Source organism: Mesorhizobium sp. USDA 4413 (genome assembly GCF_056280365.1).
Window position 1 is genome coordinate 3,888,270 of record NZ_JBVPRP010000001.1, and the last position, 12,403, is coordinate 3,900,672.

A 12,403-nucleotide genomic window follows, 5' to 3' on the forward strand; every position below is an offset into this window, starting at 1 on the left:
AGGCGCACCTGTTTTCGTCAAGGCCTGGAGGGCGGCGGCCTGACTTTCGATTTTGGCAGATGGACTGGCCATACGCCAGGCGGCGCTCAGGAAGATCTCGCCCCCAATGGAACCGAAGCACGGCTCGCGCGTTGTGCCCCTCGCGGAAGTGTACCCGCAAGGGGCAGTTTTTCATTCACGACAGTCTTCATCGTTATCCGCCAGGGCTGTGAGGGGGCGCTGTGAGTACGCTGAAATCCAAGCCGCAGTTGGACCGCCGCCAGATTTTAAATGCGCTCAAGGCCTTCCGGCGAGGCGACTTCTCTGTGCGCATCGACAATGTCTATGAAGGGCTCGATTCCGACATCGCAGACACCTTCAACCAGATCGTGGAGATCAACGATCAGGTCACGCGCGAGTTTGAGCGGCTGAGCAGGGTGGTCGGCAAGGACGGGCGGATCGGTGAGCGCGGCCACGTGCGCAACGCCACAGGGAGTTGGGAAACAAGCGTCCGCTCCGTCAACGATCTGATCGAGGACATGGTTCAGCCGACCACCGAGGTGGCTCGCGTCATTGGTGCGGTTGCCAAAGGCGACCTGTCGCAAACCATGATGGTGGAGATCGACGGCCGGCCTCTGCGAGGCGAGTTCCTCCGTATCGGCAAGGTCGTCAACACGATGGTCGGGCAGTTGGGCTCCTTTGCTTCGGAGGTGACCCGCGTTGCCCGCGAGGTGGGCACCGAAGGCAAGCTCGGAGGCCAGGCGCGTGTGAAGGGTGTGGCCGGCACCTGGAAGGACCTGACCGACAACGTCAATGCCATGGCGACCAATCTCACCGGGCAGGTCCGCAATATCGCCGAAGTCACCACGGCCGTGGCCTCGGGCGACCTGTCGAAGAAAATCACCGTCGACGTGAAAGGCGAAATACTGGAGCTCAAGAACACTATCAACACGATGGTGGACCAGCTCAATTCATTCGCCTCGGAAGTGACTCGCGTGGCGCGCGAGGTCGGCACGGAAGGCAAGCTCGGCGGTCAAGCGCGCGTCGAGGGCGTCGGCGGCACCTGGAAAGACCTTACCGACAACGTGAATTCGATGGCCGAGAACCTGACGGGTCAGGTCCGCAACATCGCCGAGGTGACGACAGCCGTCGCGCTCGGCGACCTTTCGAAGAAGATCACTGTCGATGTGAAGGGCGAAATTCTCGAACTGAAGAACACCATCAATACGATGGTGGACCAGCTCAATTCCTTTGCCTCGGAAGTCACTCGCGTGGCACGCGAGGTCGGTTCTGAGGGCAAGCTGGGCGGCCAGGCCCAGGTGCGCGGTGTCGCCGGCACGTGGAAGGATCTGACGGACAATGTGAACTCGATGGCAGAAAACCTGACCGGGCAGGTTCGCAACATCGCGGAAGTGACCACGGCGGTGGCGTCTGGAGATCTGTCGAAGAAGATCACCGTGGCCGTCCAAGGCGAAATCCTGGAGCTCAAGGACACCATCAACACCATGGTGGATCAGCTCAATTCTTTCGCATCGGAGGTGACGCGCGTTGCCCGCGAGGTGGGCACCGAAGGCAAGCTTGGCGGCCAGGCCGACGTGAAAGGCGTCGGCGGCACCTGGAAGGACCTGACCGACAGCGTCAACCTGATGGCTGCCAACCTTACAGGCCAGGTGCGCAATATCGCCGAAGTGACCACGGCCGTCGCGCGCGGCGACCTGTCGAAGAAGATCACCGTCGACGTCAAGGGCGAAATCCTGGAGTTGAAGGACACCGTCAACACCATGGTGGATCAGCTCAACTCCTTCGCTTCGGAAGTGACGCGCGTGGCGCGCGAAGTCGGGTCGGAAGGCAAGCTTGGCGGGCAGGCGCACGTCGAAGGTGTCGGCGGCACCTGGAAGGATTTGACCGACAACGTGAATGCGATGGCCGGCAATCTCACGGTGCAGTTGCGTGACGTCTCCAAAGTCGCGACCGCGATCGCCACCGGCGACCTGACGCAGAAGATTACGGTCGACGCGCTGGGCGAGATCCTGCAGATCAAGGACGTCATCAACACCATGGTCGATCAGCTCAACTCATTTGCGTCGGAAGTGACCCGCGTCGCGCGTGAGGTTGGCTCGGACGGCAAGCTGGGCGGCCAAGCGCAGGTTCGCGGCGTGGCCGGCACGTGGAAGGATCTGACTGACAATGTGAATGCCATGGCCGCGAACTTGACCGGCCAGGTGCGCAACATCGCCGAGGTGACGACGGCGGTGGCCCTTGGCGACCTTTCCAAGAAGATCACCGTCGACGTCAAAGGCGAAATCCTGGAGCTGAAATCCACCATCAACACCATGGTCGACCAGCTCAACTCCTTCGCCGGCGAGGTGACGCGTGTCGCCCGCGAGGTCGGCACCGAGGGCAAATTGGGCGGCCAAAGCCCAGGTCCGCGGCGTCGCCGGCACGTGGAAGGACCTCACCGACAACGTGAATTCCATGGCCGAAAACCTCACTGGCCAGGTGCGTAACATCGCTGAAGTGACCACCGCCGTCGCACGCGGCGATCTGTCGAAAAAGATCACCGTGGACGTCAAAGGCGAGATCCTGGAGCTGAAGTCGACGATCAACACCATGGTCGATCAGCTGAACTCCTTCGCCGGGGAGGTGACGCGCGTGGCGCGCGAGGTCGGTACCGAGGGCAAGCTCGGCGGCCAGGCACGCGTCGAGGGCGTTGCCGGCACCTGGAAGGACCTGACCGACAATGTCAACCTGATGGCCACCAACCTTACCAATCAGGTGCGCGGCATCGCGGATGTCGTGACCGCGGTGGCGCAGGGAAATCTGCGCCGCAAGCTCACCGTCGACGCCAAGGGCGAGATCGCCTCGCTGGCCGACACCATAAACGGCATGATCGAGACCCTCGCCACCTTTGCCGACCAGGTGACCAACGTCGCGCGCGAGGTCGGCATCGAAGGCAAGCTGGGCGGCCAGGCTCGCGTGCCGGGCGCGGCAGGGCTCTGGCGCGACCTGACCGACAACGTCAATCAGCTGGCAGCCAATCTCACCACCCAGGTGCGTGCCATCGCCGAAGTGTCGACGGCGGTGACCAAGGGTGACCTGACACGGTCCATCAGTGTTCAGGCATCAGGCGAAGTGGCGGCGCTGAAGGACAACATCAACGAGATGATCCGCAACCTCAAGGATCAGACGCTCAAGAATGCCGAACAGGATTGGCTGAAGACCAACCTGGCGCGGTTCTCGCGCATGCTGCAGGGTGAGCGCGATCTGGCGACGGTCTCGCGTCTGATCATGTCGGAGCTGGCGCCGCTCGTGAATGCGCAATACGGCGTCTTCTACGTGACCAACCGGGAAGAAGACGAGTCCTATCTCGAGCTTGCCGCGTCCTACGGCGCCGATAGCAAAGCGGTGATGAAACAGCGCCTTGATCTCCGGGAGGGGCTGATCGGCCAGAGCGCTGCGGACAAGCGTGCGATCGTTCTCGACAATGTGCCGCCGGACTTCCTGCGCATCACATCCGGCCTCGGCAACGCCGCACCGGCCAATGTCATCATCCTGCCCGCGCTCTTCGAAGACGAAGTCAAGGCGGTAATCGAGCTCGCCTCCTTCAGCGAATTTCGGGACACACACCAATCGTTCCTGAACCAATTGATGGAATCGGTCGGCATCGTGCTCAACACGATCGCGGCGACGATGCGCACCGAAGGGCTGCTGAAACAGTCGCAATTGCTGACTTCGGAATTGCAGGCGCGCCAGACGGAACTGACCAAGAAGCAGGAGGAACTGCACGCCACCAACGAGGAGTTGCAGGAGAAGGCGCAACTGCTCGAAAACGAAAAGAAGCAGGTCGAGAACAAGAATCTGGAAATCGAAATGGCCCGGCGGGCACTTGAGGAGAAAGCCGAACAGCTCGCCCTGACCTCCAAGTACAAATCGGAATTTCTGGCCAATATGAGCCACGAGCTCCGCACGCCGCTGAACTCGCTGCTCATTCTCTCGAACCTGCTGGCCAGTAACCAGCAGGGTAATCTCAACGACAAGCAGGTCGAGTTTGCCCGAACCATCAATTCGGCCGGGACCGACCTGCTCAGCCTTATCAACGACATCCTCGACCTGTCGAAGATCGAGTCCGGCACCGTCTCCGTCGAGATCAACGACATGCCGCTGGCGCATCTGCGTCAACACATGGAACGCACGTTCCGTCAATTGGCCGCCGACAAGGGATTGGGCTTCACCATAGAACTTGATCCTGGCCTTCCGGAGACGGTGCGCACCGACGAAAAACGGCTGCAGCAAATCGTGCTCAACCTGTTGTCGAACGCATTCAAATTCACCTCGACCGGTAAGGTCAGCCTCACCTTCAGGCCGGAGAAGACCGCTCGGCGCAACGGTGCCCAGGCGCCGAAGGCGCTCGCTATCGCGGTCACCGACACCGGCATCGGCATCCCGGACGACAAGCAAGAAGTTGATCTTCGAGGCTTTCCAGCAGGCCGATGGCACCACCAGCCGCAAATATGGTGGCACCGGGCTCGGCCTGTCGATCAGCCGTGAAATCGCGCGGCTGCTCGGAGGCGAGCTGAGGGTGGAGAGCACGCCGGGCAAGGGCTCGACATTCACGCTCGTAATCCCCTTGGACGGTCCGAGAGCGGTTTCGCAGCCCGTCATTGTCGAACAGGAGGTGGTGGCTCCGGCGGCTGGTGTTTCCGTTCCGGAACTGATCGATGATCGCGATGCCCTCTCGCCCGAAGACAGGGTCGTGCTTATCGTAGAGGACGATCCCACCTTTGCGGGGCTGCTGCTGGGCATGGCGCGCTCGGCAGGCCTCAAGGGCGTCTTGTCCACCGCGGGCTCCGGGACCGTGGCGCTGGCCAGGAAGCTGGTCCCGGACGCAATCACGCTGGACCTGGGACTTTCGGACATAGATGGTTGGGTGCTGTTCGATCTTCTGCGGCACGACCCCAAGACCGCAGGCATCCCGATACATGTCATCTCCGGTGCGGAAGATACGGCGGGCCTGTTGCGCAATGGCGCCGCCAGCGTCTCAACAAAGCCGGTATCGTCGGACGACCTCATGAAGGTGTTCGAGGACATTCAATCGAGCAAGTTGCGCGTCCAGCGCAATGTCCTGATCGTGGATGTCGATCCCGAGCGGCGGCTTGCCCTGGTCGAAGCGATCCGCGACGGCGTCACTTCCGTCACGCCTATCGGTCGGATCCCCGCAAATGGGCGGGGAATAGACTTCGACATCTATGACGCGATTGTGCTGGGCTTTGGGAGGTCGGGCAAGGACAACGCCAAGATGATTGAGGAGATCGCGGCCTCACTTGAGAGCATGTCATCCAAGCTCGTGTTCTTCGCACCCTATCCGGAGGCCCTGGAGCAGCTGATCGGGCTTAAACCGGAGTTGGCGGACGTTGCCCGTGCCGAGAATTTTGGCCAGTTGGCGCTGCTGATGTCGGCAACTTTGCCGCGGGACAGTCACACCAACGGGACTGCGGCCTCCCAACGATCGGACAAGATCGACCTTGCCGGCGCCAAAGTCCTCATCGTCGACGACGACATCCGCAACATCTATTCGCTGACCAGCGTGCTCGAAACCTATGGCATCCAGGTTTTGCATGCCGAGCGTGGTCGCGACGGCATCGCGCTGCTTGAGCAAAATCCAGACATGGACGTCGCGCTCATCGACATCATGATGCCTGAGATGGACGGCTACGAGACGATGCGGCAGATACGCGGCATGCCGCCGATCGCGCACGTCCCCCTCATCTCGGTGACTGCCAAGGCAATGAAGGGCGACCGGCAAAAGTGCCTTGATGCGGGTGCTTCGGATTACATAGCCAAGCCTGTGGATCTCGACCTTCTGCTCGCGCTGCTCCGGGTCTGGATCGGTCGATCGAGACAGCACGCCCAGCCGGCAGAGAAGCTCGTGGCGGCCATGTGACGGGTCGCCAATGCAAAGGATGCTGAAGACAAAATCCGAGCATCGTGCAGCCCTGTCAGAGGTGGCGCAAGGCGCGCGCATCCTCGCCGTTGATGATGACCATCGCAATCTCCTTGCAATCAGCGAAGTCTTGGCTGGAGTGGGCGAGGTTGTCTGCGCACACTCCGGCGAGGAGGCATTGCGGTTCCTTTTGAAGGAAGAGTTCGCCGTAATCCTTCTGGACGTGCTGATGCCGGGATTGGACGGATACGAGACGGCCTCACTGATCCGCCAAAGAGAGCAGTCGAGGCGCACTCCGATCATCTTCCTGACCGCGATCAACAAGGAAGAAGCGCATATGCTGCGCGGCTACGATGCCGGTGCGGTCGATTTCGTCTTCAAGCCCTTCGATTCAGCCATGCTGCGTTCGAAGGTGGCAGTGTTCGTCGAATTGCACGAGAAGAGCCTGGAAATCCAGCGCAAGGCGGTCGTGGAGCAGACCCTGCTGGAGCAGGCCCTGGAGTCGCAAAAGTCGAGACTCGAGGCGGAGCGAGCCTTGCGTGTCGCCGAGCAGCGGCAGGAAGCTATCCTGCAATCGGTTCCGGTTTGCTTTCATGCCCGGTCTCTGGATCCGCCATTCGACGCTCGCTTCGTCACCAGTGGTATCGAGCGGTTGACGGGATTTTCGGCCGAGCGGCTGACGTCCGAACCTGGTTTTGGCCTCAGCCGCGTGCATCCGGACGACTTGCCGGATGTCAAGGCCACTCTCCTCGGCGCCAAGGCGGCCGGCTCGTACAGCTGCGAATTCCGTTGGCATTGCGCCGATGGCAAATACCGGACCTTTCTGGACCAGGGGATCGTTTCGCACAATCCACTGGAAGGTACCGACGAGATCGTCGGCACGCTGCTCGACATCACCGAGCGGCGCGAGCTTGAAGACAGGCTGCTCAAGGCGCAGCGCCTTGACGCCATCGGCAAGCTTACAGGCGGACTTGCCCATGATTTCAACAACCTGCTTGCAGCGATCCTCAGTGGGCTCGGGCTGCTCGAGCGCAGCACCGCGCTCGACGAGCAGGGGAAGAAAGTGCTCGATCTCACGAGGCGTTCCGCCAAGCAGGGCGCCGACCTGGTCAATCGCATGCTCGCCTTCTCCCGGCGTCAGCACCTGAAGCCTGAACCTTTGCAACTGGCGGGGCTGATCGAGCCGCTGAACGGGCTCGTCGCGCCCGTGCTCGGAGGTCTGGTTCGCTTCGAATGGCAAATCGACAACTCGGTTTGGCCGGTGCTGGTGGACGCGGGCCAACTCGAACTCGCTCTCATGAACTTGGTTTTCAATGCGCGCGATGCGATGCCTACGGGAGGTTCAATCACCATACGCGCCGAGAATCACACGGCCCACGTGAGCTCCGACGAGCTGGGCGCGGGCGACTATGTCGTCATCTCGGTCATCGATACCGGTTCAGGCATTCCGGCCGATCTCGTGGCGAAGGTCATAGAACCCTTTTTCACGACAAAACCCGTCGGCAAGGGCACCGGCCTTGGCCTCAGTACCGTCTACGGCTTTGCCAAGCAGTCAGGCGGCACGCTTCGGATCGAGAGCGTTGTCGGGCGAGGCACGGCGATGCATCTGTGGCTGCCACGATCGTTGAAGCAACCGGCCCGATCAGTCGAGCAGGGGCAGGTCAGCCAGCCGCGCACTAACGGCGATGGCGCCCAGCCGTCTGTATTATTGGTCGACGACAGCGATGCCCTGCGCGAGTTGACCGCAGCGTCCTTGAGGCAAAGCGGCTTCGCTGTGACATGCGCAGCCGGCGGTGCCGAGGCATTGGCCAAGATCGAGAAGGCGCCGCAGGATTTCGATGTGATCGTCACCGACTTTGCCATGCCGCTCGTTTCAGGTCTGGACGTGATACGATTTGCGCGCAACCTGAAGGCGGATTGGCCCGCGGTCATCATTACGGGTTACGCCGACACCAAGGCGATCGGCGATCTGCCGGCGGACGTTCCATTGCTGGCGAAACCCTACAAAGACCGGGAGCTTGTCGAGTCTATTCTGCTGGCGAAACAGACGCGCGACCGGGCCTGAAATCGTGGCCGGCAATATCGTCAATCTCAGCCCCGCCTCCCCATCAGCCGCAGCCACGGCGCAAGATGGAACCCCGCCATCAGGAGATACATCGGCACCATGCCGCTGAGCACCGAGGCGCCTGACATGCACATCATGTCGTGGCCGCCATAGGCAGCCGTCAGCAGGGCCATTGCCGCGAAGGTTGGCGCGGCGGCGAGGCAAAGCCAGTCGGCGAGGCCGAAACCGCTCAGGCGAGGGGAGGGATCGTCGAAGCTCATGATGTCCACCTTCCGGAGTGGTCAGGTTTACAAGCGCTGAGGGAGGGAAGGGCGTGGCGAGATCGGCTCCGGCGGCATGCGGCGCGCGCCGCCGGAGTCGCCTCACGCTCAGGCGCTCTTGTTGCGGAACGCCGCTTCGCCGGCATCCGACACCTCGACCCATCTCTGGTCGGGCGCGGCACCCTCTTGGTAGTTGTCGTGCCAGTTCCACCACTTGTAGGTCTGGGTCTGCGGATAGCCCTCGGGCGAATCCTCCCACACCTCCTGGCGGCCGAGCGGCGTGACATCGAGATAGCTCCAGACGGTGCCGAACGCCTCGTCGCCGCGGTTGTTGACGAAGTAAGTGCGGAAGATGCGCTTGCCGTCATGGATGAACACGTTGTGGCCATGCCATTCGTCGACGCCGAAATCCTTATCCCAGCTGTCGGTGATGGTGTACCAGGGCATCTTCCAATCCATCCGCTCCTTCAGCCGCTGGATATCGGCCTGCGGCGCACGCGAGGCATAGGCAAGCGTGGTGTCGCGGGCGTTAAGATGCGCGAGGTTGCCGACCATGTCGGCGCCGAGCGAGCAGCCGCGGCAGGCGTGTTCCGGCCAGCCATAGACGCCTGGCTCGAAAAAGGCACGGTAGATGACCAACTGGCGGCGGCCTTCGAAGAGGTCGAGCAGGCTCATCTTGCCGTTCGGACCTTCGAAGACATAGTCCTTCTTGACTTCCATCCACGGCATGCGGCGGCGCTCGGCGGCCAAAGCGTCGCGGGCGCGGGTGAGTGCCTTTTCCTTGACCAGCATCTCTTCATACGCGCCTTCCCACGCTTCCTGCGAGACGACCGGCGGTGTCTTCATGTGTTGGGTCATTGCTCTTGTCCCGTTCTTGGGTTTGGTTGGGGGTGACGAGGACAGACATAGGGCCGCATGGTTCGATGGTGAGAGTTACAAGTGTGACGCGATTTGATCCGGCGCACCCTGAGGCGAAGGCATGGATTCGCTGATCAATGCCGCAGGCCGCGCGCTTGCCGCGGGCGATCCGCTCGGCGCCTTGAAGCGCGTCGCGCTGCGCGACGACGCGCCGGCGCTGGCGCTGCGCGGCATAGCGATGGCGCAGCTCGGCGATTTCGCCAAAGCCAAGGCCTTGCTGAAGGACGCCGCCCACGCCTTCAGCCCGAAGGAAGCGGTAGCGCGCGCCCGCTGCGTCGTCGCCGAGGCCGAGATCGCATTGGTCTCTCGCGACCTCGGCTGGCCGGAGAAGGCGCTGCGAGCCGCGAGGGCGACGCTTCAATCGCATGGTGATCGCTTGAACGCCGCCTATGCCGGCAGCCTCGAGGCGCGCCGCCTGATCCTAATCGGCCGGCTCGACGAGGCCGAGCGGCTGCTCTCGGATTTCGATCCGGCGCCGCTGCCGCCGGTCGCACGCGTCGCGCATGAACTGGCTGCGGCCGGCATCGCGGTCCGGCGCCTCAAGACGAAGGCGGCGCGTTCCGCGTTCGGCCGGGCATCGCTCGCCGCTTTTGAAGCCGACATCCCGGCATTGAAGGCCGAAGTCGAAGCGGCATCCCTGGTGCTGAAAATGCCGGTCGGGCGGCTGATCGCGCGCGGCATGGAGAAAGAGCTTCTGCTCGACGAAGTCGAGGGGCTGCTGACCTCAGGCGCACTGGTCATCGACGCCTGCCGCAACGTCGCGCGCGAAGGCGACGCGGTCGTTTCGCTGGCGACCCGGCCGGTGCTGTTTGCGCTGGCGCGCACGCTTGCCGAGGCGTGGCCGGCGAATGCCTCGCGCGAGATGCTGCTCAAGCGCGCCTTCCGGGCAAAGCATGCCGATGAATCGCATCGTGCGCGGCTCAGGGTTGAGATGGGACGGCTGCGCGCCGAGGTCGCCGGCTTGGCCGAGATCAATGCGACTGCCGGCGGCTTTGCGATCGTGCCGCTGAAGGCCGTCGAGGTCGTCGTGCTGGCGCCGCCGGTCGAGGAGGAGCACGGTGCGGTGCTTGCTTTCCTGACCGATGGTGAGGCCTGGTCGAGCTCGGCGCTGGCGATCGCGCTTGGCGCCAGCGCGCGCACCGTGCAAAGGGCGCTGGAGGAGCTGTCGGCACAGAACAAGGTGCAGGCGGTCGGTCGCGGGCGGGCGCGGCGTTGGATGATGCCGCCGGTGACCGGATTCCCGACTGTGTTGTTACTCCCGGGTCCGCTGCCGACCGATTAGTCTGCGGCCATTGTTCGAATGGAGGTCGAAATGAAACGAGCCGCTGCCGAGATCCTGCGTGAATATGGACCGTTCCCCGGCGTCGAGCGTATCAACGGCGTTACCTATGACGGCGAGAATGTCTGGTTCGCCAGTGGCGACAAGCTGAACGCGCTCGATCCCGACACTGGCATGATCGTGCGTACGATCGATGTCGCCTCGCATGCCGGCACTGCCTTCGACGGCGAGTATCTCTACCAGATTGCCGAGGATCGCATCCACAAGGTCGACCCGAAGATCGGCAAGGTCGTCGCCACCATTCCCGCTCCCGGCAACGGGGGTGACTCGGGGCTCGCCTGGGCCGAGGGTTCGCTCTGGGTCGGCGAATACAGGGCGCATAAGATCCATCAGATCGATCCTGAAACGGGCAAGGTGATCCGCACGATCGAATCCAAGCGCGTCGTCACCGGCGTCACCTGGGTCGACGGCGAGCTCTGGCATGCCACCTGGGAGGGCGAAGAGGGCGATCTGGTGCGCATCGATCCCGACACGGGCGACGTGCTGCAGGAGCTGGCGATGCCCTCCGGCGTATCGGGGCTGGAATCCGACGGCGGCGGCTGCTTCTTCTGCGGCGGCGGGAGCAGCGGCAAGATCAAGGCCGCGCGGCGTCCGGGACATGGAGCAATTCCAGGAAAAGTGTGAGCGGTCTTCCGTCCGGAATTGGGTAAAGAGATAGGGCGTTTCGCCGTTCCGTGAAACGAACGCACCAGCGGCGGCAAGTAACGGACTGGCGGAAGGGGGGAGGCCCGGTCAGGCCGCCTCGCGTGCCGGCTGCGTCAGAGGCTTGTTGGAGGCCTTCGCGGCGTTCGGCCCATCGACATGCGCCCAGGCCGGCCGCTCGAACAGGAAGGCGCCGAAGCCGATGCGCTTGACGATGAAGTAGAGCACCACAGGGCTGATGACCGAGACGAGCAGCACCGCCAGGCTCAGCATGCCGGTGTCGGTCAGAAGGCCGCTTGCCAGCATGACACCGCGGAAGATCGACATCGGTATGGTGAAGGCGACATAGACGACCAGCGAATGTTCGCCGAGCCAGCGCAGCCATTCCATCGAGGCGAATTTCGACAGAAACCCGCCGGCGACGCACAGCGCCACCGCGCCGCCGACGGCCAGCGCCAGATGCAGCGGCGGCCATGCTGCCAGGCCCATCTGCATGCCGACCGGCTGCACGGCGTAGCCCGGCGAAAAGACGAGCAGGCCGTTGACCACGGCCCAGGCGAGCAGGCCCGCAACGGCGATCGCCGGCCGTACCTGCGTCCACGCCACCAGCCGGAAGATCGCCGGCGCAAGCACGAAGCCGAGATAGAAGAACACGAAATAGGCCGCGAACTGCTCGAGCGCGTAGCTGTCCGGCTTCGGCGCCCACATCTGTAGCGCGGCGGCGACCGGGATGACGATCCAGTGCGGCACGCGGAGCTCGCGCAGCACACGGATGGCGACGCCGAACACCGCCAGCATGTAGATGAACCACAGGACGCCATAAGGCTGGACGACCGCCATTGCGAGGTCGTGCAGCATTCCTGCCGGATCGCCGCTGAAGATGCCGATCTTCAGCCCGATCGAGATGATCGCCCAAAGCACGTAGAAATAGAGATAGTGGACGACACGGCGGTCGACATAGCGCCGCCACGGCCGGTCGATCACCTGCGACAGGAACAGGCCCGAGATCAGGAAGAATTCCGGCATGCGGAAGGGCGTCGCAAAGCCGATGGCGTAGTGCAGGAAGCCGACGCCGCCGGTGTATTCGCCGGTGTTGTAGGCCGAATACATCATCACCACCAGGATGATGGAAAGGCCTTTTGCCGTATCCACCCACGGCATGCGGTTCGGGTTGCTCATGAACGATCTCGAGGAAATTCAACTGCCGCAATTCTAGCGGACCAGCGAATGGCTCGCAGCAACAAGCTTACGATATCGTA

Annotated in this window: 6 protein-coding genes and 1 pseudogene; 4 read left to right on the forward strand and 3 right to left on the reverse strand. The window is 62.8% G+C overall.

The window, feature by feature from the left end:
• Window positions 1-221: 221 nt before the first annotated feature.
• Both ACVMIM_RS18945 and ACVMIM_RS18950 read left to right on the forward strand, forming a co-directional pair.
• Window positions 222-5,920 (forward strand): annotated as a pseudogene (locus ACVMIM_RS18945) (HAMP domain-containing protein).
• Window positions 5,921-5,939: 19 nt separating this feature from the next.
• Window positions 5,940-7,985, forward strand: coding sequence for a response regulator (locus ACVMIM_RS18950; RefSeq protein ID WP_476113847.1), 2,046 nt, complete (start codon window positions 5,940-5,942; stop codon window positions 7,983-7,985).
• A 26-nt stretch (window positions 7,986-8,011) separates the two neighbouring features.
• On the opposite strand, the gene ACVMIM_RS18955 is transcribed toward ACVMIM_RS18950, so the two are convergent.
• Complete coding sequence (locus ACVMIM_RS18955) at window positions 8,012-8,245, reverse strand: hypothetical protein (RefSeq protein WP_052458849.1); 234 nt, start codon at window positions 8,243-8,245, stop codon at window positions 8,012-8,014.
• 108 nt (window positions 8,246-8,353) lie between these two features.
• A complete protein-coding gene (locus tag ACVMIM_RS18960; RefSeq protein WP_476113849.1) occupies window positions 8,354-9,103 on the reverse strand; it encodes a DUF899 domain-containing protein in 750 nt (249 codons plus the stop codon).
• Window positions 9,104-9,224: 121 nt separating this feature from the next.
• Between ACVMIM_RS18960 and ACVMIM_RS18965 the strand changes: the two genes are divergently transcribed.
• Window positions 9,225-10,445: a helix-turn-helix domain-containing protein gene (locus ACVMIM_RS18965; RefSeq protein ID WP_476113850.1), complete on the forward strand. Its 1,221-nt coding sequence runs from the start codon at window positions 9,225-9,227 to the stop codon at window positions 10,443-10,445.
• 30 nt (window positions 10,446-10,475) lie between these two features.
• Window positions 10,476-11,126 carry a Vgb family protein gene (locus ACVMIM_RS18970; RefSeq protein WP_278050533.1) on the forward strand — a complete coding sequence of 217 codons (651 nt, stop codon included), beginning with the start codon at window positions 10,476-10,478 and terminating at the stop codon, window positions 11,124-11,126.
• Window positions 11,127-11,234: 108 nt separating this feature from the next.
• On the opposite strand, the gene ACVMIM_RS18975 is transcribed toward ACVMIM_RS18970, so the two are convergent.
• On the reverse strand, window positions 11,235-12,323 hold the full coding sequence (locus ACVMIM_RS18975; RefSeq protein WP_476113852.1) for an acyltransferase family protein: 1,089 nt from the start codon (window positions 12,321-12,323) through the stop codon (window positions 11,235-11,237).
• Between the last annotated feature and the right edge of the window lie 80 nt (window positions 12,324-12,403).